We start from the raw sequence: 22317 nt of genomic DNA, 5'->3' as shown, positions 1-22317 counted from the left end.
TCAGCGGAGAGAATCCCAGTCAAGAGAAGGACAGGTGGTGCCAATGCGTGCCGACGTCACCGAGCGGGTGGAGGGCGAACAGCTGCGGCAACTGACCATGCTGCAGGAACTGCTGGCCGATCGCGGAGTCCGCGCCCTCCTGGTGCGGCATCTGCGGCTGGCGTTGTTCCCGAACAGGTATGACCCGCCGCAGCACGGCGGCCCGATGCTCGTCGTCGGGGAGGCCCAGATCACCGGGGGGCCGGCGTTCCACGTGGACGACGGTCACGGGCGGTCGGCCGACTTCTTCGACGCCGACGAGGCGGCCGCCTACATCAGGTCGTTGACCGTCAGGTCCTGACGAACCCGGTTCCGCATCACACCCGGCCGCCGCTCTCGCGGCTTCGCCACGGGCCGGGTTTTTTCTTGCCCTCTCACGGCTCCTGCAGCACCAGCGCCAGCAGACCGGGGAAACGTTCGTCGAACTCCGCCGCGCGCAGGCGGTTGAGCCGTCTGGTGCCCTCGTCGCGCTGCTCCAGCAGGCCGACGTTGCGCAGCACGGAGAAGTGGTGGCTCAGGGTCGACTTGGCGACCGGCAGGTGCGTGAAGGTGCCGCACGGCCGGGTCCAGTCGGGCTGGGAGGCGAGCTCGCGCACGATGCGCCGGCGCACGGGATCACCGAGGGCGTCGAGGGCGGCCTGGAGCGACACCTCGACGGGAGAGGTGTGGTTCAGCGTGCGCGCTCTGTTCGACGGCGGTCGAACATTAGGGTAGTGTTCCATCTCGATCGAACATCCTACCCGAGGAGGCGCCGTGGACATCGGACGGTTCGGAGTGTGGCACCCGCTGTTCAGCCGCGCGCCCGCACAACGGCTGCGCGCCGCGGCCCAGGAGATCGAGTCCCTCGGCTACGGCACGTTGTGGTTCGGCGAAGGGCCGGGCGGCAAGGAGGCCTTCTCCACCGCGGGCATCCTGCTCGCCGCCACCTCCCGCATCGTCGTCGGCAGCGGCATCGCCAACATCTGGGGCCGCGACGCGACCGCCATGGCCGCCGGGGCCGCGGCCCTCGGCGAGGCCTACCCCGGGCGCTTCCTGCTCGGCGTGGGCGTCAGCCACGCCCCGCTGGTCGCCAACCGGGGCCACGACTACTCCCGCCCGGTCGCCGCGATGAGCGCCTACCTCGACGGCATGGAGGTGGCCGCGGTCAACCTGCCCGCCGCCGACCCGCCGCCGTCCACGCTGCTGGCCGCGCTGCGGCCGCGCATGCTGGAGCTCGCCCGAGACAAGGCCGACGGCGCGCACCCCTACTTCGTGCCGCCGGAGCACACCGCGCTCGCGCGCAAGACCCTCGGACCCGACCGGCTCCTGGCTCCCGAACACGCCTTCGTCCTCGAGAGCGACCCGGCGACGGCGCGAGCGGTCGCCCGCCGCCACACCACGGCCTACCTGGCCATGCCCAACTACGCCAACAGCCTGCGCCACCTCGGCTTCTCCGACGACGACCTGGCCGACGGGGGCAGCGACCGGCTCATCGACGCCATCGTCGCCTGGGGCGATCCCGCCACCGTCGCCCAGCGGGTCGGCGCCCACCTCGAGGCCGGCGCCGACCACGTGGCGCTGCAACCGCTGTCGCCCGAGGGGCCCGATCTCGACGACGCCGTCACCCAGCTGCGCACCCTGGCTCCTCACCTGCCCCGATAATGGGAGGCGCCCGCCGCGGGCGATCCGATAGAACGGCAAGCATGACTGCCGACTTCATCCCGTTCGTGCCCGACGACGCCGACGACCTCGTGGCCTTCCTGACCGGTGAGGCATGGCCCTTCCACACCGGCGTGCCGCAGGAGGCCGCGGTCCGCTCGCGGATCGCCGCCGGCCACTACGACGACGATGACGAGCGCACCTTCTGGATCGTGACCGGCGGCGAGCGTGCCGGACTGGTCAGACTGCAGGACTTCAGCGACGACACGCCGCTGTTCGACCTGCGCATCCGTGCCGCCCACCGGGGCAAGGGGCTCGGCACCGAGGCCGTGAGATGGCTGGTGCGCCACCTGTTCGAGTCGCGGCCCGAGATCCGGCGCATCGAGGGCACCACCCGCCACGACAACCTCGCGATGCGGGCCGTCTTCCTGCGCGCCGGATTCGCCAAGGAGGCCCACTACCGCGAGGGCTGGCCCGGGCTCGACGGCAAGGTCTACGACTCCGTCGGCTACGGCATCCTGCGCTCCGACTGGGAGTCGGGCGTCGTCACCCCTCCCGACTGGAACTCCTAGGCCATGATGACGGCCGCCGACGTCCTCGGCTTCCTCGACGTGGTGCGTGAGGCCGGCGCCCGGGTGTGGATCGACGGCGGCTGGGGCGTCGACGCCTGCCTCGGCGCCCAGACCCGGCCGCACGCCGACCTCGACATCGCCATCGAACACCGCCACCTCGACGCCGTCACCGGAGCGCTCACCGCACTCGGCTACCGGCCGGTGCCCAGACCCGACACCAGCGCGTGGAACTTCGTCCTGGGCGACGAGCACGGCAGGCGGATCGACTTCCACGTCATCACCTTCGACGCCGGGGGCGACGGCGTCCTCGGGCCCGCCGAGAACGGTGACGCCTACCCGGCGGGCTCCCTCGCCGGCCGCGGCGAGATCGGCGGCAGGACGGTCGACTGCGTGACGCCCGAATGGCTGGTGCGTTTCCACACCGGCTACGAGGCCGACGCCGGCGACTGGGCCGACGTGAAGGCGCTGTGCGAGCGGTTCGGCCTGCCCATCCCCGCCGACTACGCCAGGTGGACGCTGGAGAGCTGAGCGAGCGGGCTACCGTTTCATCGCGCCGTCGGCGATCGCGTCGGCGGCCTCGCCGATCGCCATGCCGACGATCTCCAGGCGGCGCACCAGCTCCCGTTCCTTCATGGCGTCGGCGGTGAGCTCACCGGAGAAGATCCGGGAGATCTCGTACTGATACATGCGCCTGATCACCCCGCCCGCCTTCTTGGCCTCCAGCGCGTCGTGCACCACCGCCGACGGCCGCGAGGCCAGGTCGCGCACGGCGTTCTCCAGAGCGTCGATGCCCACGATCACCTGGTCGAGCAGGGGAGAGAAGCGGATCTGGTCGGGCACCCTGTACAGATGCGATTCGCGCACGAAGTCGCGCAGCGAGTCGAGCACGTCGTCGATCGAGCGCGACAGGCGGAACAGGTCCTCGCGGTCGATCGGGGTGACCAGGGCGTCGCGCAGCTCGTCGACCAGGCGGCGGCGTTCCTCGTCGCCGAGGTGCTCGATGCTGCGCATCTGCTCGTGCGCGCCGGTCCTGCCGACCTCGCCGCCGATCATGGCCATGGCCAGCCAGGCGCCCTCCTTGGTCGCCTCCAGCTGGCCGAGCAGGGCCTCCGTCAGAGCGCTGTCCATGCGCCCGCGCAGCAGATCGCGGATGCGGCGAAGTCGCTTCACACCAGTACCTCTTTCACGAACGACGCCCCGGCGAAGGCGATCACCAGGCTCACCGGCAGGGTGAGCGTCCAGGCCGAGACGATCTTCAGGGCGGCATGCCAGCGCACCCGCCCGGTGCCCTGCGCCACGCCCGCGCCGATGAGCCCGCCCGCGATGGCCTGCGTCATCGACACCGGCATGCCGACGGCGGCGCACACGATCACCGTGACCCCGGCCCCCAGCTCCGCGGCCACGCCGTGCAGGGGGCGCGAGGCGAGGATCTCGCGCGAGAGGGTGCGGCCCGCCCGCGGCATGCCGTACAACGCTCCGGCCGCGAACAGGGCGGCGCTCAGCGCCGTCACCCACAGGGGCGCGCCCGATAAGCCCATGGCGATCATGAAGATGGCGAGCATCTTCTGACCGTCGTTGGCCGCGTACGCCACCGACTCCAGCAGGAACGCCGCCCGATGCCAGCGGTGCAGGCCGCGGGCGGAGCCGACGGTCAGCAGCCGCAGCGCCGCCCAGGAGGCGAGGGCCCCGGCGAACGGCGAGGCGAAGCCGACGGCCAGCACCAGCACCACCCAGCCCACGGAGACCGGCAGCCCCCAGCCGAGCCCCGCCCCGGTCAGCGCGCCCACGATGGCGAGCGTCAGGCTCGTCGGCCGGCCCTGGCGGCTCAGCACCATCACCACGGCCAGCGCCGACACCACCGCCAGCATCATCGCCTGGCGCCCGCCCTCGCCGTCGAAGCCCGCCAGCTTCGTCACGAACGTCTCGGCCACCCGGTGCGACAACACCGGCACGACGGCGATGAGCACCACGATCGTGGCGATGCCGGTGGCCGGGCGCACCGACGGCAGCTTCAGCCCCGTCGCCAGCAGCGCGCCGCCGTCGTTCATCCCTGACACGACCGCGAACAGGCATGCGACCAGCACGACGAGCAGCTCTAAGGGCATCTGGAACTCATCCCCGAAACTCAGGTCGGCAATCTTGATCCAACGGCACGACTGCGGCGAATAGGGAGGAACCCGCTACGGAGGTCGAGATGCGTGCCGTTACCCCCCTGCGCCCTGGCGATCCGTCCCAGCTGGGCGCCTACCGGCTGCTCGGCCGCATCGGCCGCGGCGGTCAGGGAGAGGTCTACCTCGCCGTGACGCCGTCGGGCGAGCGGGTCGCCGCCAAGCTGCTCAACGCCGACTCCTGGGCGGACGAGCGTGCGCAGCGGCTGTTCATGCGGGAGGTGGCGCTGGCCAAGCAGGTGGCGCGCTTCTGCACCGCCCAGGTGCTCGACGCGGGCATGCTGGAGGCCCAGCCGTACCTGATCAGTGAGTACATCGACGGGCCCTCGCTGGCCGAGCGGGTGGCCACCACAGGGCCGCTGCGCGACGGCGCGCTGGAACGGCTCGCCATCGGGACGGCCACCGCGCTCACCGCGATCCACCAGGCCGGCATCGTGCACCGCGACTTCAAGCCCGGCAACGTGCTGCTCGGGCCCGACGGCCCCCGGGTGATCGACTTCGGGATCGCGCGTGACGCCACCATGCCCGCCACCGTCACCAGCCAGATCGTCGGCACACCCGCCTTCATCGCGCCCGAGCAGCTCACCGGCACCCCGGCCGGCGCGGCGTCCGACGTCTTCGCGTGGGGCGTGACGATGGCCGTCGCCGCGACCGGGACCCCGCCCTTCGGGGACGACTCGATCCCGGCGGTGATCAACCGGGTGCTGCACGAGCGGCCCGAGACCGCCGGGGTGCAGCAGCCGCTGCGCGAGCTGGTCGAGCGGTGCCTGGACAAGGATCCTGGACGGCGGCCGACAGCGCAGGAGGTGCTGCTGACATTGCTGGGCGGCAGGCCCTCGGACCTGGCCGGCGCCGCCTCGATGACCAGGCCGGGCGGGCGCGGCGGGCGGCTGGGCCGCTCCGCGCTCACCGCGGCGGTGGCGCTCCTGGTGGGCAGCGGCGCCGGGGCATTGGCGGCCGCGCAGTCGTGGACGGGCACCACCACACTGGCCACGAGCGGCCAGGTGTCGGCCACGGGAGCGATGCCGGCCCAGGCCGGGGAGCCGTCGGCCACGGGCGCCGTGCCGGCCCAGGCCGGAGAGCCGTCGGCCACGGGAGCCGTGCGGACCCAGCCGGGCGCCTCCGTCACACCGGCGGCCTCGACGCCGCCTGTGCCGCCCGTCCTTCCCGCCGTCGACGGCCTCGACCGTACGGCGGCGCTGGCCAGGATCGAGGCCGCCGGGCTACGGCTCGGCACCGTCACCCCCTCCTGCGCCGAAGGCGTCACCCCCGGCCGCGTGGTCAGGGCCACCCTGCGCTCCGGCGGCGTCGACCTGGTCATGGGAGCCAGGACCGCCCGCATCCCCGACGCGCGAGGCTGGCCGCTCAAGGACGGCCAGGCCGCCGTCGAGAAGGCGGGCTTCACCGTCAAGGTCGGCTACCAGAGCGGCCCCGACTGGGTCGGCAAGGTCGCCGCCCTCACCCCGGCCGCCGGTGCGAAGGCCTGCCAGGGCACCCAGGTCGAATTGCGGATCGGGATAAGGTAGCCAAAGCGAGGGTTGTACTCTGCCCTGATCAGTGTGTCCTTGGATGAGTCACAAGGGTGAGGGAAATGAGCGCCGAATACGTCCTGACTTTGTCGTGCCCCGACCGGCCCGGCGTCGTCGCCGCTGTTTCCGGCCTCCTGGCCGAGCAGGGATGCAACATCACCGAGAGCCAGCAGTTCGGTGACGAACGGTTCCACATGCGCGTCCAGTTCACCTCGCCGGTCGGTCTCGACGACCTGACCCCGGCCTTCGCCGCCCTGGCCCCCGAGTTCGTCATGGACTTCCAGCTGCGCGACCTGGCCGTCAAGCCCCGTGTGCTCGTGCTGGTCAGCAAGTTCGACCACTGCCTGCACGACCTGCTGTTCCGGGTGCGCTCGAAGCTGCTCGACATCGAGATCGTCGCCGTGGCCTCCAACCACCCCGACCTGCGCCCCCTGACCCAGTCCTACGGGATCGACTACCACCACCTGCCGGTCACGCCCGAGACCAAGCCGCGCCAGGAGGCCGAGATCCTCTCGCTGGTCGAGTCGTACCGGGTCGACCTGGTGGTGCTGGCCCGCTACATGCAGGTGCTCTCCGCCGACCTGTGCGAGAAGCTCTCCGGGCGGGCGATCAACATCCACCACTCGTTCCTGCCGTCGTTCAAGGGCGCCAAGCCGTACCACCAGGCGCATGCCCGCGGCGTCAAGCTCATCGGCGCCACCGCCCACTACGTCACCTCCGACCTCGACGAGGGGCCGATCATCGAGCAGGAGGTGGCCAGGGTGAACCACAGCCACTCGGCGGCCGACCTGGTCGCCATCGGCCGTGACGTCGAGTGCGTCGCGCTGGCCCGGGCGGTCAAGTGGCACGCCGAGCAGCGGGTGGTCCTCGACGGGCACAAGACGATCGTCTTCCCCCGATGATCGTCTGGCTGAACGGCACCTTCGGGGCGGGCAAGACGACGACCGCGAAGGAGCTCCACGCCCTGCTTCCCGCCTCCCACGTGTTCGACCCCGAGACGGTGGGCTTCTACCTGAGGGTCGTCATCAACGAACCCGTCGACGACTTCCAGCACTGGCCCGCGTGGCGCGCGCTGACGGCGGAGACGATCAACCAGCTGTGCCTGCACTGGCTGGGGCCGCTGATCGTGCCCATGAGCCTGACGCGCCGGCCGTACCTGGAGGAGATCTTCTCCGCCCTGCGTGCTCCCGTCCGCCACATCCTGCTCCACGCCGACCAGGAGGAACTGGTGCGCCGGATCGAGACGGACACCGAGGAGGCGGGTGCCAGGCAGTGGCGGCTTGATCACCTGCGCTCCTACCAGGAGGCGCTGCCGTGGTTGCGTGACAGCGCCGAGGTGATCGACACCACCCGCGTGCCGGCCGCCGAGGTGGCGGCGGCCATCGCCAAGGACCTCTAGCCCGAGACCTCCAGGTTGTCGTGGGTTCAGGTCGGCTCATGCTCTTCTCGGGCGGCCGGGTGCAGGCCCGGCCGCGTGGGCGGGGAGTTCGGGGCCGCCCGAAGGCCCGACAGAAACTATCCGAAACCGTCCTCGACGGCCCTACCGCCGGTGGATGAACGTGCTCCACCCGCTGCGGTAGTCCGTGCGATGTATATCCGCAGCGGTTGTAGCTACGATTCCCGAAATGCGGAGCACCTGGTTGCGGTGGCGCCTGGGAGGGCTCGATCCCCGCGTCGTCGACTGGACACTGGGTGCGGGGTTCACGGTGATCAACCTGGCCTGGAACTGGACCGGACCGGAACAGTCCGCCCGGCCCCCCGACGCGGGCTCGGTCATGCTGACCGTCCTGGCCAACCTGCCGCTGGGCCTGCGCAGACATCGCCCGCTGGCCGTCCTCATGGTCGTCTGCGCGGCGGGGCTCGTCTACCACCGGCTCGGCTACCAGCCCAGCCAGAACACCCTCGGATCGCTCCTGGCGCTCTACTCCGTCGCCGTGCACCGGCCGCCGCGCGTCTGCCTGGCCGGCGGCGCCGTCGCGGCCGGCTCATGGGCCTACGCCTCGGCCGTGCAGATCCCCGACGCGCCGCTGTGGGCCGTCGTCGCCAGAGCCGTCGTGGTGTGCGCCTTCATCGTCGGCTTCGGCCTGGTCGTCCGCCTGCTCGCCCAGCGCACCCGGCGACTGGCCGACCTCACGGAACGCCTGCGCGAACTGACCAGGCGGCTGCGGCAGGAACGCGACAGCACCGCCCGGCTGGCCGTCGCCGCCGAACGCGTCAGGATCGCCCGCGAGTTGCACGACGTCGTCGCCCACCACCTGTCGGTGGTCGCCGTCCAGGCCGAACTCGGGCACTACGTGCTCGACAGCGACCGGGAGACCACGGCGAGGGCGCTGACCACGATCGCCGACACCAGCCGCGAGGCGCTGACCGAGATGCAGCGGCTGCTGTCGGTCCTGCGCATCGGCGCCGACGACGACGTGCGCTACGACGCCGCGCCCGGCGTCAGCGGACTCGACGCGCTGGTCGAGCGCGTGCGCGCCGCCGGGGTCGACGTCACCATGACCGTGACCGGGCGGCCCCGGCCGTTGCCGTCGGGGCTCGAACTGTGCCTCTACCGGATCGCCCAGGAAAGCCTGACCAACGTACTCAAACACGCCGGGCCCACCCGGGCGCGGCTCACGCTGGAGTACACCGCCGACGCGGTGACCGTCCAGGTCGGGGACGACGGCCCCGCCCGGCCCGCCGATGTGACACAAGCCACACCGGGGTACGGATTGCTCGGTATGAGCGAACGTATCAAGCTGTACCAGGGCACGATCTCCGCGGGTCCGCGTCCCTCCGGCGGCTTCCAGGTCACAGCGAACGTCCCGCTGCCCGCCCCGGCAGGCGGCCCCGCACGCACGGCGATGGGCGACGATGATCTCAGTGTTGGTGGCCGATGACCAGGAACTCATCCGCGCGGGGCTGACCGCCCTGTTGCGCGCGGCCCCCGACCTGACGGTGGCGGGGGAGGCCGCCGACGGTCACGAGGCGGTCCGCCTGGCCGCCGGCACCCGGCCCGACGTCATCCTCATGGACGTGCGCATGCCAGGGCTCGACGGCATCCGCGCCACCCGGCAGATCCTCGCCGACGGATCCGCGCCTGCGCCGCACATCCTCATCCTGACCACCTTCGACATCGACGAGTACGTCTACCAGGCGCTGCGCGCGGGGGCGTCGGGGTTCCTGCTCAAGCAGACGCCGGCGAGCCGGCTGCTCGCCGCGATCCACACCGTCGCCGCCGGCGACGTGCTGCTGTCGCCCACCAGCACCCGCCGCCTCGTCGAGGCGTTCACCCCGGCGCCGCGTGCGGGGGAGGAGGAGCTGTCGGTGCTCACGGCGCGCGAGAGGGAGATCCTGACGCTGGTGGGGCAGACGTTGTCGAACGACGAGATCGCGCGGCGCCTGCACCTCAGCCCGGCGACCGTCAAGACGCACCTCAACCGGGCGATGGGCAAGCTCGGGCTGGCCAGCCGCGCGCACGCGGTGGCACTCGCCTACGACCTGGGCCTCGTCGCACCCCGCCGCACAGCGGGCTGACCACGCCGCCCGGGCCGTACGGCAGGCGGCCAGGTGGCGTGCGCTCTGCCGTACGGCGGGCGGCTCGGTGACGTGCGCCGAGCCGTACCGTGCGCCAGCCGGTCGACGGTGGTCCCGCGAGCCGTACTCTGCGCCAGCCGGTCGACGGTGGTCTAGCGAGCCGTATTCTGCGTCAGCCGGTCGACGGCGGTCCCGCGAGCTGGGCGAGCACGCGCGGCACCTCGGCCGGGTCCGTGCCCGCCCACGCCACGTACCCGTCGGGCCGCACCAGCACCATCGGCCCGCCGGCCGTCGCGGGCGCGACCACCCGCACCCGGTCCTCCCACCCGCTCACCTCGGTCGCCCCGGCGAGCACGAACCGCTGCCCCCGCAGCGCCTCGTACAGCCGCGTCCCGCCGAGCGGGACGTCGGCGGCCCGCTTGCCGACAAGCGCGTGCGACCCCGGCGGCGCGTCGTACTCGTACCCCACCCCGCTGATCTGCCCGGTGATCCTCTTACGCGCCGGAGGGATGGCCAGCACCGTGCGCACGACCAGCCCGCGCATCACGCGCCCGGCCCACGACTTGATCATCGCCGCCCTGATGATGGCCCCGCTGCTGCGCAGCACCGCCTTCCCGACCGGATGACGCTCGGCCTGGTAGCTGTCGAGCAGCGCCTCGGGAGCCCCGCGCAGCACCGCGGCGAGCTTCCAGCCCAGGTTGGCGGCATCCTGCAGCCCCGTGTTCATGCCCTGGCCACCGGCCGGGGAGTGCACGTGCGCCGCGTCGCCGGCCAGGAACACCCGCCCCACGCGGTAGTCGGGCGCCTGCCGCTCGTCGCTGTGGAACCGCGACATCCAGCGCACGTCGTGCATGCCGAAGTCGGTGCCGAGCGCGCGGGTGGCCACGGAGCTGATCTCGTCGAGCGTGAGCGGCTCGTCGTCGGAGACGGCGCGACGCCGGTCCCAGGCGAAGACCCGGTAGTACCCGTCGCCGAAGGGCGCGATGAAGGCGAAGGAGTCGCCCACGCCGTTGACGGTCAGCAGGTCGGCGGGCGGCCGGGTCAGCCGCACGTCCGCCAGCATGATCGACTTGAGGACCGACTTGCCCGGGAAGGGCTGCCCGATGGCCTTGCGCACCGCGCTGTGGAAGCCGTCCGCGCCCACCACGTACGCGGCCCGGTGGGTGTCGCCGTCGCCGGTGGTGAGCGTGACCCCGGTGGCGTCCTGGTCGAGCCCCGTCACCTCGACCCCGTGAACGATCTTCACACCGGCCGCGAGCGCCCGCTCAAGGAGCAGCTTCTCGACGTTGAACTGCGGCGTGACCAGCAGATAGGGGAAACGGCTCGGCAACAGCCCCAGATCGACCTCGACGTTCCCGAACAACCGCAGCCTCGACAACGCCGCCCCGGTCGGGACGAGGTCGTCGGCCAGGCCGCGCGCGTCGAGCTGCTCCAGCGTCCTGGCGTGCACGCCGAACGCGCGCGACAGGTTGGAGATCCCCGCCTCGCGGCGCTCCAGGATCGTGACCTGGACACCCGCCTCCGCCAGATCTCCCGCGAGCAGCAACCCGGTCGGACCGGCTCCCACGACGATGACGTCGGACATGCTCTCACTCCTCAGTAGTAGGCACGCATCAGCTCGGTCGCCCACTCCGGCTGCACGGTCTCGCCCTGCGGGCCGAACTCGGCCATGTAGGGCTTGACGTCCAGCACCGGGCTGCCGTCGATGGCGTCCAGGCCGCGCACGTGCAAGTCGAGCCCGTCCACCGCGATCAGGCGGCAGCGGGATACACCAAGGCGGTTCGGGCGGTTCTTGCCCCGCTGGGCGAAGATGCCGACCTCCGGCCACTCCGGGTTGCCCCGGGGCCTGCGGGCGGCGACGTGGATCGTGGAAGGATCCACCTGGTGGAACTGGAACAGCACTTCCAGGTGGGAGAACGCGTCGAGACCTGCGACGGCGTCCGGGCCGAAGCGTGAGCCGTCGATCCGGATCACCGCCTGCTCGGTGTTCCAGTCGTCGTCGAACGCCTCGGTCCTCCCGCCGACGACCGTGCCGACGGGATCCAAGGTGATGCTTATCATGATTTTCCTTCCAAGCCCAGGAACAGCTCTCGTCATGACGGTACGGGCCTGGCCGGTTCCGCCTATCAGTCACTCCGACCGGACCCTCGCGCGTTCTCCTCACGCCGGTTAGGTAGGGTCGGGGCCATCATGATCGGCAGGGATGAGGAAGTCGCCCTCCTGAACTCACTGCTGGCCGCATCACGCTCCGGCCAGGGCAACGCGATCATTGTTCACGGCGAGGCGGGAATCGGGAAGACCGCCCTGCTCGCGCACATCGCGACCGGAACATCGGCGGATCCGGCGGTGCTGAGGGCGACCGGCGTGGAGGCGGAGGCCGAGTTGCCGTTCGCCGCCCTGCACCTGCTGCTGCGCCCGGCGGCCCACCTCGTCACCCGCCTGCCGCCCGCCCAGCGCCAGGCCCTGCGATCCGCCTTCGGCGAGGCCGTCCCCGGCGGAGAAGGGCAGTCCGGCGCCTCGGGAGCCCCCGACCGTTTCCTCGTCGGCCTCGCCGTCCTCACACTCCTCGCCGACCTGGCCGAGGAGCGCCCCCTGATCTGCCTGATCGACGACGTGCAGTGGCTCGACCGCGCCTCCGCGGACGCCCTGCTGTTCGCCGCCCGCAGGCTCGCCGCCGAACGCATCACGATGATCTTCGCCGGTCGCGACGGCACGGAACAGATCGTGCAGGGCCTGCCCGAGCTCCGGCTGCGTGCCCTGGCCCGGGACGAGTGCGACCGGCTGCTCGCCACCCAGGCGGCGGCGCTGTCCCCCGAGGCGCGGGCCCGGGTGATCGCCGAGGCCGAGGGCAACCCGCTGGCGCTCCTCCACTTCGCCGCCGGCCTGACCGACGATCAACGCGCCGGCCACCTGGCGCCCCTGCCTCTGACCGAGCCCGGCTCGCCCCTGGCCGGACGGCTGGAGCGGTCGCTGCGCGCCGCGATCCGGCGCCTGCCCGACCGGACCCGCCTGGTGCTCCTGGTCGCCGCAGCCGACGGGTCCGGCAGCCTGCCCCTCGTCCTCCGGGCGGCACGCACCCTCGGCGCCGCCCCCGACGACCTGGCGCCCGGCGAGCACGCCGCCCTGGTGGAGGTCGCCGACGGCCGCATCCGCTTCCGCCACCCCCTCATCAAGGCGGCCGCCTACCAGGAGGCGCCGGTCGCCCAGCGTGCCGCCGCGCACCGGGCCCTGGCCGGGGTGCTCGTCAACGAAGGCCAGGCGGACCGCAGGGCCTGGCACCTGTCGGCCGCCACCCTCGAACCCGACGAGGAGATCTCCGTCATCCTCGCGGACACCGGCGACCGGGCCAGGGCGCGTGGCAGCACCACGGCGGCGGCCACCGCCTACGAGCGGGCCGCGCAGCTCACCGTGGACCGGGAGCGCCGGGCCCGATGGCTGGCCGCCGCGGCCGAGGCGGCACTCGCCGCAGGGCAGCTCTCCAGAGCCGCCGCGGCGGCCGGGCGGGGAGAGCGGCTGACCTCCGACCCGCTGATGTCGGCCAGGCTGGCGGCGGTCCGCGCCGCGGTGGACGCCGACGAGGGCGACCCGGAGCAGGCGGCGCGCAGGTTCGCCGACGCGGCCGAGGCCGTCGCCGGGCTCTCGCCCGACGACGCCGTGTCGCTGATGGCGATGGCGGCGGGTGAGGCCTGGTTCGCCGGTGACCACGCCGTGCTCGGCCGTGCCGCCCAGCTCGTGACCGCACTCGGCGACGCCGCCATCGCACCGGAGCTGCGGCCCGTGGCGTCGGCCGTCCGCGGCATGGAACGGGTCGCCGCCCACGACCCGGCCACGGGCCTGCCCCTGCTCACAGCGGCCATCCCACCCGCCCTCGGCCGCGCCCACCCGCCCGTCGTGGCGCAGGACCTCGACCGCCCGCCTGTGACCGGCCCCCACGCGCCGACCGCCCTCGCTGACCGCGGCCCCGGCCACCGCGGCCCCCGTAGCCCCGGCCCCCGTAGCCCCGGCAGCCGGAGCCAGGTGAGCCCCGGTGGCCTGGCCGGTGACCAGGTCGCCAGCACCTACGCCGTCTTCAGCGCCCTCATGACCGGCGACGACGAGGCCGCCCGTGCGGCGGCCGCCGCCCAGGTGGCGGCCTGCCGCTCCCAGGGCCTCGTCACCGTCCTGCCCCACGCCCTGCAGCTCCTCGCCCAGGCCCAGATCCTCGGCGGCGAGCACGCCGAGGCCGCCGAGTCGGGCGCCGAGGCGTGGAGCATCGCCCACGACACCGGCCAGGCCGTACGGCTGCGCCACCTGCACGGCGTCCTGGCCCGGCTCGCGGCGATCCGCGGCGAGGACGACCGTTGCGCCGAGCTCGCCCGCCTGGCCGAGGGCGCCGCGCAGGAACGGTTCGGCTCGGGCTGGGGAGGCTCCGCGCTGGTCCTGCTCGACCTGGTCAGGGCCCGCTACGCGGCGGCCGCCGACCGCATGGCGCGCATGCTCGACGGCCCGCTCGGCCACACCGTGATCGCGTTGTTCGCCATCGCCGACCACGTCGAGGCCTGCGCGCGGCTCGACGACCCCGGCCGGGCGGCGCTCGCGTTCGCCAGGTTCGACGCCTGGTCGGAGGCCAGCGGCCAGGCGTGGGCGCAGGCGGTCGTGCATCGTTGCCGCGCGCTCATGGCCCCGCGCGACTCCGCCGAGGAGCTCTACGCCAGCGCCCTGGAGCTGCACGAGCGCGGCGGCCGGCCGTTCGAGCGGGCCAGGACCCAGCTGGTGTACGGCGAGTGGCTGCGGCGCGCTCGCCGCCGCGCCGACGCGGGCACCCAGTTGCGCGCGGCGGCCGGGGGATTCGCGGCGCTGGGCGCCGCACCGTGGGCCGAGCGGGCGCGCGCCGAACTGGCCGCGGCCGGCGGCGCCGCCGCCGAGGGCGAGACTCGTACGGCCGCGGCCCTCACCCCGCAGGAGCTCCAGGTGGTACGGCTGGCGGCGGCGGGAGCCACCAACCGCCAGATCGGCGCCCAGCTCTTCCTGAGCCCCAGGACGGTCGGCTTCCACCTCTACAAGGCCTATCCCAAGCTGGGCGTGTCGTCGCGCGGGGAGCTGGCGCGCCTCGACCTGTGACGGCTCAGCGTGGCGGCCCCGAGCGGATGCGCGCCAGCAGCGTGTCGTGGTCGGCGCGGCGCTCGTGGAGGTGTTCGAGCCACCAGTCGACTCCGGCCTCGCCGTAGGCCGCCACCGACTCTCCGGCCGCCGACGTGCCGATCAGGGCCAGGCACCCGTCGTGGGTGGGCACCTGGTCGGGCGTCATGGACATGGAGCCGTCTTCCTCGTCGCCGGGGATGATCCAGGCGTCCCAGCGCGAGGCCCGCCGGGCGGCGGCCGGGCTGGTGCCGCCGATCCAGAAGGGCACGCGCCGCTCGGGCGCGGGCGCCAGCCGTACGCCGTCGACGGTGTAGTGGTCGCCCCGATGGTGCACCTCCTCGCCCGACAGCAGCGCGGACAGCACATCGAGGGCCTCGTCGAACTGGGCGCCCGAGGGGTACGGCAGGCCGAACCTGGTGTATTCGGCCTTCATGCCCCCCAGCCCGGCGCCCAGGACGAACCGGCCGCCGCTGAGCCGGTCGAGCGCGGCGACGCTCCTGGCGAGCAGCTCGGGCCGGTGGTGGACCAGCGGGGTGACGGAGGTGCCCAGCCTGATGGTGGAGGTGGCCTGCGCGGCGCCCGCGAGCACCACGAACGGGTCGGCGGACGGCACGCCCCAGGTGAAGGCGAGATGGTCCCAGACCATCAGGGCCTGCCAGCCGGCGGCCTCGGCCTCCCGCGCGAACTCGATCACGCGGCCGGGCTCCGCCAGGCCGCCGAGGATGGCGACATTGATTCCGTAGCGCATGACTCCGACGATGTCATGCGCCACCGACACGTCAGATTCTTCCAAGACGGCCCGGGGCGGACCGGGGGAGGATCACGGTATGAAACAGACCGTATACGCGCTGGTCCGCTACCAGGACTGCGCAGCCGCCGTCGACTTCCTGACCTCGGCCTTCGGGTTCGCGGTGCACGAGGTGTCCAAGAACGACGAGGGCGTGGTCAACCACGTCGAGCTCGTCGCGGGCGACGACAAGTTCATGCTCGGCATCGGCAAGCCGGGCGGCCCCGGCGTCTACGTCGCGGTCGAGGACGTCGACGCCCACCACGACCATGCCAGGGCCGCCGGCGCGCACATCACGATGGAACCGGTGGACCAGCCGTACGGCTCCCGTGACTACGGCTGCACCGATCCCGAGGGCAACCAGTGGTGGTTCGGCACCTACCGGCCCTGACACGCACCCGCTACCGGGCGGGGCTCCCTCTAACGGCCGGGGCTCCCTCTATCGGGCGGGGCTCCACGAGGGCGAGCGGCCGAGCATGGCCAGCACCCGGTCGAGCGCGGGGGCGTCGTCGTCGGCCGCGAGGCCCGCGTGGAAGGCCTTGCCGGGCCCCCGGGTCTCGGGAGCGTCGGGTACGGCTCGCGCGATCGGCAGGCAGGCCTCGGCCAGGTCCTCGTCGATGCGGGGATCGGCGCCCACCGCCCTGGCCAGGTCCCATGCGTGCACGACGCAGTCGATGAAGTGGAAGCCGATCGCCTGCTGCCCCTTGAAGCTCACCCGCGAGCTGAATTCGGGCAGCCAGAACCCGACCTCGGTGACGCCTGGGACGGCGAACGCCTGGTTCACCGCCTCGGCGGAGGCGGCGTACTCGGCGACGTGGTCGCCGCCGAGGGGTTTCGGCTGCCACAGTGAGAGCTCCGACCGCTCACCCGTGGCGGCGAAGGCGAAGCCGTGGTTCTGGACGATGTGGTGTTCGAGCAGGTCGCGAACGGTCCACTCGGAGCAGGGGGTGGGCAGGTCCAGGTCGGCCGTGGTGATCTGCTCGACGACGGCCACGGTGGCCTGAACGGAGCGGCGATTGAACGCCACGATGTCGGTCATAGCAGGACATTAGCCATTGGGACGACAACATATGAGCTTGATCAGCGCCGAATCCCTCGCCAGACGGGGACACGGTAGGCCTCATCGAGCGGCTCAGCCCGGCCCTCACTCCTCGAAGACCAGCTGGTCCTGCCAGGTCTCCCTGCGGCGGGCCACGCGGGCCCGCCCGCCCTCCACCACGATCTCCGGCGGACGGGGCTGGTTGTTGTAGTTGGAGGCCATGACCATCCCGTAGGCCCCGGTGTCGAGCACCGCCAGCAGGTCGCCGGGCCGCAGCAGCGGGAGCTCGGCCGCGGGGGCGAGCCGGTCGGTCGACTCGCAGATCGGCCCGACCACCTCGGTGGGCCCGGCGCCGGGGGCCTGGACGACCGGGACGATCTGGTGGCCGGCCTGGTACAACGCCGGCCGTACGAAATGGTGCATGCCGGTGTCGACGACCACCATGCGGCGCCCGGCCGGGTCCTTGTTGAGCATGACCCGCGTGATCAGCGCCCCGGCCGCGCCGGCGACGAAACGGCCGGGCTCCAGCACCAGGTCGGCGTCGGCCGAGCGGAGCAGGGGCGCGAGGGCGGCGGCGAAGTCGGCGGGGACGGGCACGTCGGGGGCCTCGTCCATCGGGCCGTAGGAGATGGGGAAGCCGCCGCCCAGGTCGAGGCGCCGCATGCCGGTCAGGCCCCGGCCCTGGCCGTACGAGAGCACCTCGACCAGGGTCTCGGCGGCCCTGACCATGTCGCCGGGGTTGGGGATCATCGAGCCGACGTGCATGTGCACGCCCGCCAGGCGCAGGTCGGGGAACTCGCCGGCGGCGACCCGGTCGACGATGGCCCTGGCGACCTGAGGCACGACGCCGAACTTGGCGCGGTCGCTGCCGGTCTGCATGTGCACCAGGGTGTCGACCTTGACGCCCGGATTGATGCGGATGCCGAACCGTACCCGCGCGCCCTGGGCGGCCGCCGCCTCCTGAAGGCGCGGCACCTCGTCGGCCGACTCCACGTGCACGATGACGTCATGCTTGACCGAGAGCTCCAGCTCCTCGGCGGTCTTGGCCACTCCGGCGAAGCTGATGCGCGCGGGGTCACCCCCGGCGGCCAGCACCCTCGTCAGCTCGCCGCCGCTGACCACGTCGAATCCGGCCCCCAGCGACCGCAGACGGCGCAGGACCGCAAGGTTGGAATTGGCCTTGACCGAGTAGAAGATCTCCGGCGAGAACTCGGCGAAGGCTTCCTGGAGGGTGCGATAGGCGGCCGCCATGGCGTCGAGGGAGTAGACGTAGGCCGGGGTGCCCACGCCGCCCACCACATCGTCGACCGGCACCTTGTCCACGCAGAGCCGGCCCTGCTCGTAGGTGAAAGGTCGCACCGCAGCCTCCCTATTTTCGGACGACACAAAATCGCCAATATTGTCATTTAGTGCTGCCGAACGCAGTCCCACGTCCAACTCTAGGCGATGGGAAAGGCCGAAATTGGCCGCGCGCCCGCCCGCTCGTTTTAGATATCGTGGAAGGACAATTTAGCGATGCTCAGCATTCGCCGGGGCGCAGGGGGTTCGTGTGGCAGAGGGCCTGTATCGCGGGATCGTGCGCAACTACGTCGTCTCCCTCTGCATTCTTCTGGTGCTCGTGGGAGACATTGTTTTCCTGTATGCGATCGGTGACACCCCGAACAAACTGGCCGCCAATCTGGAGATGCTCGGCGAGACGTTATTCCAGGCCGGTGCGATAGCGCTCATCCTGGAAACCATCAACCTCAAGCGCTGGGCCAGGGAGGAAGTCGTCACCTCGCTCACCTCCAGCCCCGACTACCTGCGCAAGATGAGCCCCGACGCGCTCACCGAGCAGATGCGCCTGGTGGCCACCGCGCGTTTCAAGCACGACCCCGGAGTCGACGGCGCCGTCGAATGGCTGACCACCATGTTGAGCGCTCCGGCGCGAAGCGATTACTCGGTGGAGCTCACCCCGTGCCGCGATGTGCTGAGCGAGCCGTTCGAACAGGACTTCCCGCTCGCCGCCTCCGTGCTTCCCCTCGAATCCCGCATCAGCTATTCGACGGCGCCCAATCTGAGCCGCAAACCGCTGCCCATCAACGGCAGCGGCATCATCCACTCCTTCTTCGCGCTGGTGCCGCACGACACCGAGCTGACCCGCCGCTACCGGGCCGGGCAGCTGACCTTCCAGCAGCAGATGCGCTGGATCGAGGAGATGATCACGCCGACGCTGCAGGTGGAGGTGCCCGGGCACGAACGCGAGCACATCAACCCGGAGATCCGCAACGTCGTGCTCTCGGAGAGCCTGCACGGCAAGGTCTCGATGCGCTTCGACCTCTACTGCTCGCTGCAACTGCACCCGCAGGAGAAGGCCAGGATCGTCTACACCCACCGGCAGCTGGCCGAAACCCACGACGCCTACGTGTGGCACGCCTCGGCGCGCACCACCGACCTCACCTTCCGCATGCTCAACTTCGACGACTACACCCTGGTGCCGGTCTTCGGGCCCACCTCGCGCTCGACCATCGGGCTGTACAGCAACGAGATCCGGCTCCACGGGCTGATCCCGCCGGAGACGACCTTCGCCTTCGCCTGGAGCCCCCGTGCCGTCAGACCGGCTGAGGCACCGCGGTGAAGCCCGCCGCGACAACTCCGGGCGGCGCCCCGGCGAACGCGCGGAAGTCGCGGTTGAGGTGCGCCTGGTCGTAGAAGCCCGCCTCGGCCGCCACCAGCGCCGGCGGCAGCCCGGCACGCAGCAGCCGCATCGCCCTGCTGAACCTGATCATCCGGGCCGCGGTCTTCGGCGTCAGCCCGACCTCGTCGTGGAAACGCGCCACCAGATGCCGGTGGCTCCAGCCCAGCGACTCGGCGAGCGAGGCGATGGAGACCCCGCCCGCCGACCCGAGCAACTGCGCCCACGCCCACGGAACCTGCGGCCCCAGCTCCGGCCGCTCGTGGATGTGCGCGGTGAGCATACGCTCGGCCAGCTCCAGCCGCCGCTCCCACGAGCCGGTCTCGGCCAGCCTGGCGGCAGCCGTACGGAACCAGGGCCCGAGCAGGTCCTCGGCGGGAAGGATCACGTTGGTCAGCTCGCCCATCGGCACCCCGAACAGCCGGCGCGCGCCCAGCGGGCTGAGCCGCGCCTCCACGCCCTCGGCCGCGCCGCTGACCAGCGTGCCGGACGCGCGGTCGCTCAGCCCGCCGGTGAACGAGGTGTACGGCACGCCGCCGACGTGCATGGGCGCCGCCAGCCCGATGATCAGCACCGCCCCCGGGAAGGGGTATTCGGTGCGCGCCCGAGGCTCCGGATACTCCTCGCGATAGGCCACCAGGTCCGTCACGTACGGCCGCAGCGCCGGACCCGGCGTGCGTGCGACCATACGCAACTCGCTCATGTTCCCAGGATGACTCTTTCCTGCGGCCTGTCGAAAGCCAGCTGCCCGGTCGGGGGCCGCTCGGCGTGGAAACGCAGGGCGCTCTCCACCGACGACGACCGGTCGAGGCCGGTGATCTGGTCGAGCGGGAACCAGGCGGCCAGGTCGCTGCTGCCGCCCACCTCGTTGCGCAACTCGCCGCCCACGATGTGGGCGGCGTAGTAGAGGCGCAGGCTGTGGAGCCTGCCGGCGCCGCTGGGCATCTCCCACTCGATCGAGTCGACGCCCAGGAGGCCGTCGACCTCGATCCGGTAGCCGGTCTCCTCGGCGAGCTCGCGCACCACGGTGTCGTGCGGATGCTCGCCGAACTCCACCCCGCCGCCGGGCATGGTCCAGTGCTTCTCGTCGATGCCGACGTAACGGGTCAGCAGGATCTCCTGCCCGCGCAGGACGACGGCGTAGGCCGCCATCCTGCGCTTGCGCCCGGTCACAGGCCCGTGTGCCGGGCGAGGAAGGTGAGCCGGTCGGCGGACAGGTCAACCGTACGGCTGACCGAGCGGGCGCCGTGACCCACCTCGGTCTCGCTGCGCAGCAGGATCGGACCCTGGCCCGAGGTGGCGTGCTGCAGCGCCGCGCACATCTTCCACGCGTGCAGCGGGTGCACCCGGGTGTCGGACTGGAAGACCGTGAAGAGCACCGCGGGGTACGCCACGCCCTCGCGCACGTGGTGGTAGGGCGAGTAGGCGTGCAGCCACCCGAATCCCTCGGGGTCCTCCGCCGAGCCGTACTCCACGTTCCACGTGGCGCCCAGGCCGAACAGCTCGTAGCGCACCATGTCGAGCAGCGGCGCCGAGCAGGCCACCGCCTTGTACAGGTCGGGACGCTGGGTGAGGGCGGCGCCGACGAGCAGGCCGCCGTTGGAGCCGCCGTTGATGGCGAGCTGGTCGCGGGTGGTGACGCCGGTGGCGATCAGGTGCTCGGCGGCGGCGTGGAAGTCGTCGAAGACGTTCTGCTTGTTGCCGAGCATGCCCGCGCGGTGCCACTCCTCGCCCTCCTCGCCGCCGCCGCGCAGCTGGGAGATGACGTAGACGCCGCCGGCCTCGACCCAGGTCAGGATGGTGGCGGAGTAGCCGGGCGTCATGGAGATGCCGAAGCCGCCGTAGCCGTCGAGGATCGTCGGGCGCGGTCCCTCGCCGTCGACCGGGGAGATCACCAGCATGCGCACCTCGGTGCCGTCCTTCGAGCGGTAGGCCACCTGCTCGGTGCGGACCTCGGGCACCTCGACCGCTCCGGGGGAGGCGGCCCAGAGGCTCGTCTCGCCGGTGCGGGCGTCGTAGCGCTGGATGGTGGGCGGGGTGGTGTTGTCGGTGTAGCCGAACCACGCCTCGTGGCCGCCCTCGGGGCGCTCGGAGATGCCGCCGATCGTGCCGAGGCCGGGGGTCGGCACCTCGCCGAGGCGCTCGCCGGTCGCCAGGTCGTGCACGGAGATCTCGGACAGGGCGTGACGGGTCCAGCCGACCAGCATGACCGGCCGGTCGAGGTCGTCCATGATCGCGAAGTCGGTCAGCACCGCCTCGGAGTCCTCGGCGATGAGATCGGTCCACTCGGTCGGGGAGGCCGGATCGGCGACGCAGACCCGCCCGCGCGGCGCGTCGCGATCGGTGTAGACGTAGAGCCTGCCGTCGCGGCCGAAGTGCAGCCCGGTCTGGGCGTCGACGCCCTCCTGCACCACCACGAGCTCGGGGCGGTCGATCGGCGAGGCCGTCAGGTCGGCCACCCACACGTCGTTGCGCGGGGCGGTGCCCTCGTGGGCCTGGACGAGCAGCCAGCGGCCGTCCATGGAGACCGAGACACCGTAGTAGTTCGTCATCTTCAGGCCCTCGCCGAAGATCATGACGTCGTCCTCCGTCGAGGTGCCCACCCGGTGGAGGTAGACACGACGGTGGAACTGCGACTCGCCCTCGGGCACCTCGGTCGCGGGCAGGCGGCGCACGTAGTAGAACGCCTCGCCGCCCGGCAGCCACGCCACCGGGGAGTAGCGGCAGCGATCGATCGGGCCCTCGACCTGGGCGCCGGTGGCGACGTCGATGACGTAGAGCACCGACTCCTCGTTGCCGCCCACCGAGATCTGGTAGGCCAGCAGGCGCCCCTCCTTGTCGGGCTGCACCGCGTCGAGCGTGGTCAGCCCGGAGGAGTCGAGCGCCATCGGGTCGATGAGCGCCCGCTCCGTGCCGTCGGCCTCCACGGCGTAGTAGACCGCGTGCTCCTGCTCAGGAGTGCGCCGGGAGAAGAAGTGACGCTCTCCCCGCCAAGCCGGCACGCCCACGGAACCCGACTTCAGCAACTCCGCGATGCGCTCCTTGAAGCGCTGCGGACCCAACTCCTGCCGGTAGAGCGCCTCCTGCGCCATCAGCCACCCTTTGACCTCGGGGTCGTCGGGGTTTTCGAGCCAGCGGTAGGGGTCGGGGACAGGCGTGCCGTGCAGGGTGTCGACGATCTCGTCGCGGCGGGCAGTTGGGTACATGCCAGCACCCTACTGCCCGGTTGCG

Annotated in this window: 23 protein-coding genes; 12 read left to right on the top strand and 11 right to left on the bottom strand. The window is 72.1% G+C overall.

What is annotated here, in order from left to right:
* The first annotated feature begins 43 nt into the window (after positions 1-43).
* Positions 44-340, top strand: coding sequence for a hypothetical protein (locus HNR30_RS23925; protein WP_181612277.1), 297 nt, complete (start codon positions 44-46; stop codon positions 338-340).
* A 73-nt stretch (positions 341-413) separates the two neighbouring features.
* Here HNR30_RS23925 and HNR30_RS23920 read toward each other — a convergent pair whose 3' ends face one another.
* A complete protein-coding gene (locus HNR30_RS23920) occupies positions 414-761 on the bottom strand; it encodes an ArsR/SmtB family transcription factor (protein WP_181612276.1) in 348 nt (115 codons plus the stop codon).
* A 31-nt stretch (positions 762-792) separates the two neighbouring features.
* Here HNR30_RS23920 and HNR30_RS23915 point away from each other — a divergent pair, with 31 nt between their 5' ends.
* Genes HNR30_RS23915 through HNR30_RS23905 form a run of 3 tightly spaced genes read left to right on the top strand, consistent with a single transcriptional unit; the run spans position 793 to position 2777 of the window.
* Entirely contained in the window at positions 793-1680 is an 888-nt protein-coding gene (locus HNR30_RS23915) for a TIGR03620 family F420-dependent LLM class oxidoreductase (protein WP_181612275.1), read from the top strand.
* Positions 1681-1721: 41 nt separating this feature from the next.
* Entirely contained in the window at positions 1722-2249 is a 528-nt protein-coding gene (locus HNR30_RS23910; protein ID WP_181612274.1) for a GNAT family N-acetyltransferase, read from the top strand.
* 3 nt (positions 2250-2252) lie between these two features.
* Positions 2253-2777: a nucleotidyltransferase domain-containing protein gene (locus tag HNR30_RS23905; protein ID WP_181612273.1), complete on the top strand. Its 525-nt coding sequence runs from the start codon at positions 2253-2255 to the stop codon at positions 2775-2777.
* Positions 2778-2786: 9 nt separating this feature from the next.
* On the opposite strand, the gene HNR30_RS23900 is transcribed toward HNR30_RS23905, so the two are convergent.
* On the bottom strand, positions 2787-3419 hold the full coding sequence (locus HNR30_RS23900) for a DUF47 domain-containing protein (RefSeq protein ID WP_181612272.1): 633 nt from the start codon (positions 3417-3419) through the stop codon (positions 2787-2789).
* On the bottom strand, positions 3416-4354 hold the full coding sequence (locus HNR30_RS23895) for an inorganic phosphate transporter (protein WP_181612271.1): 939 nt from the start codon (positions 4352-4354) through the stop codon (positions 3416-3418). Before HNR30_RS23895 ends, HNR30_RS23900 begins: the two co-directional genes overlap by 4 nt.
* An 89-nt stretch (positions 4355-4443) precedes the next feature.
* Between HNR30_RS23895 and HNR30_RS23890 the strand changes: the two genes are divergently transcribed.
* From HNR30_RS23890 to HNR30_RS23870, 5 genes are all read left to right on the top strand, one after another.
* Complete coding sequence (locus HNR30_RS23890; RefSeq protein ID WP_181612270.1) at positions 4444-5943, top strand: serine/threonine-protein kinase; 1500 nt, start codon at positions 4444-4446, stop codon at positions 5941-5943.
* Between the two features lie 65 nt (positions 5944-6008).
* Positions 6009-6848 carry a formyltetrahydrofolate deformylase gene (gene purU / locus HNR30_RS23885; RefSeq protein WP_181612269.1) on the top strand — a complete coding sequence of 280 codons (840 nt, stop codon included), beginning with the start codon at positions 6009-6011 and terminating at the stop codon, positions 6846-6848.
* Complete coding sequence (locus tag HNR30_RS23880) at positions 6845-7345, top strand: P-loop nucleotide/nucleoside kinase family protein (RefSeq protein ID WP_181612268.1); 501 nt, start codon at positions 6845-6847, stop codon at positions 7343-7345. Before purU ends, HNR30_RS23880 begins: the two co-directional genes overlap by 4 nt.
* A 226-nt stretch (positions 7346-7571) precedes the next feature.
* Entirely contained in the window at positions 7572-8828 is a 1257-nt protein-coding gene (locus HNR30_RS23875) for a sensor histidine kinase (RefSeq protein ID WP_181612267.1), read from the top strand.
* Positions 8803-9465, top strand: coding sequence for a response regulator (locus tag HNR30_RS23870; protein WP_181612266.1), 663 nt, complete (start codon positions 8803-8805; stop codon positions 9463-9465). The genes HNR30_RS23875 and HNR30_RS23870 overlap by 26 nt, the downstream gene beginning before the upstream one ends.
* 172 nt (positions 9466-9637) lie before the next feature.
* Here HNR30_RS23870 and HNR30_RS23865 read toward each other — a convergent pair whose 3' ends face one another.
* Positions 9638-11050, bottom strand: a complete 1413-nt coding sequence (locus tag HNR30_RS23865; protein WP_181612265.1) for an FAD-dependent oxidoreductase — start codon at positions 11048-11050, stop codon at positions 9638-9640.
* Between the two features lie 11 nt (positions 11051-11061).
* A complete protein-coding gene (locus HNR30_RS23860; protein ID WP_181612264.1) occupies positions 11062-11526 on the bottom strand; it encodes an SAM-dependent methyltransferase in 465 nt (154 codons plus the stop codon).
* Positions 11527-11655: 129 nt separating this feature from the next.
* On the opposite strand from HNR30_RS23860, the gene HNR30_RS23855 reads away from it, so the two are divergent.
* On the top strand, positions 11656-14565 hold the full coding sequence (locus HNR30_RS23855; protein WP_181612263.1) for a helix-turn-helix transcriptional regulator: 2910 nt from the start codon (positions 11656-11658) through the stop codon (positions 14563-14565).
* Positions 14566-14569: 4 nt separating this feature from the next.
* On the opposite strand, the gene HNR30_RS23850 is transcribed toward HNR30_RS23855, so the two are convergent.
* Positions 14570-15334 (bottom strand): LLM class flavin-dependent oxidoreductase, encoded by a 765-nt coding sequence (locus tag HNR30_RS23850; protein WP_181612262.1) that lies wholly within the window; start codon positions 15332-15334, stop codon positions 14570-14572.
* A 79-nt stretch (positions 15335-15413) separates the two neighbouring features.
* Between HNR30_RS23850 and HNR30_RS23845 the strand changes: the two genes are divergently transcribed.
* Complete coding sequence (locus HNR30_RS23845) at positions 15414-15764, top strand: VOC family protein (protein WP_181612261.1); 351 nt, start codon at positions 15414-15416, stop codon at positions 15762-15764.
* A 48-nt stretch (positions 15765-15812) separates the two neighbouring features.
* Here HNR30_RS23845 and HNR30_RS23840 read toward each other — a convergent pair whose 3' ends face one another.
* Both HNR30_RS23840 and lysA read right to left on the bottom strand, forming a co-directional pair.
* Complete coding sequence (locus HNR30_RS23840) at positions 15813-16412, bottom strand: TIGR03086 family metal-binding protein (RefSeq protein ID WP_181612260.1); 600 nt, start codon at positions 16410-16412, stop codon at positions 15813-15815.
* A gap of 105 nt (positions 16413-16517) precedes the next feature.
* A complete protein-coding gene (lysA, locus tag HNR30_RS23835; protein ID WP_181612259.1) occupies positions 16518-17771 on the bottom strand; it encodes a diaminopimelate decarboxylase in 1254 nt (417 codons plus the stop codon).
* A gap of 190 nt (positions 17772-17961) precedes the next feature.
* On the opposite strand from lysA, the gene HNR30_RS23830 reads away from it, so the two are divergent.
* Positions 17962-19029, top strand: a complete 1068-nt coding sequence (locus HNR30_RS23830) for a hypothetical protein (RefSeq protein WP_181612258.1) — start codon at positions 17962-17964, stop codon at positions 19027-19029.
* Here the strand turns inward: HNR30_RS23830 and HNR30_RS23825 are convergent.
* From HNR30_RS23825 to HNR30_RS23815, 3 genes are read right to left on the bottom strand one after another with little or no spacing between them, the layout of a single operon-like run.
* Positions 19004-19789 carry a helix-turn-helix domain-containing protein gene (locus tag HNR30_RS23825; RefSeq protein WP_181612257.1) on the bottom strand — a complete coding sequence of 262 codons (786 nt, stop codon included), beginning with the start codon at positions 19787-19789 and terminating at the stop codon, positions 19004-19006. The genes HNR30_RS23830 and HNR30_RS23825 overlap by 26 nt on opposite strands.
* Positions 19786-20259, bottom strand: a complete 474-nt coding sequence (locus HNR30_RS23820; RefSeq protein ID WP_312894594.1) for an NUDIX hydrolase — start codon at positions 20257-20259, stop codon at positions 19786-19788. Before HNR30_RS23820 ends, HNR30_RS23825 begins: the two co-directional genes overlap by 4 nt.
* On the bottom strand, positions 20256-22292 hold the full coding sequence (locus tag HNR30_RS23815; RefSeq protein ID WP_181612256.1) for a prolyl oligopeptidase family serine peptidase: 2037 nt from the start codon (positions 22290-22292) through the stop codon (positions 20256-20258). Before HNR30_RS23815 ends, HNR30_RS23820 begins: the two co-directional genes overlap by 4 nt.
* Between the last annotated feature and the right edge of the window lie 25 nt (positions 22293-22317).

This window comes from Nonomuraea soli (genome assembly GCF_013761175.1).
Lineage (GTDB): Bacteria > Actinomycetota > Actinomycetes > Streptosporangiales > Streptosporangiaceae > Nonomuraea > Nonomuraea soli.
The sequence above is the reverse complement of the archived record's forward strand: the minus strand, read 5'-3'. Positions and strand labels throughout refer to the sequence as shown.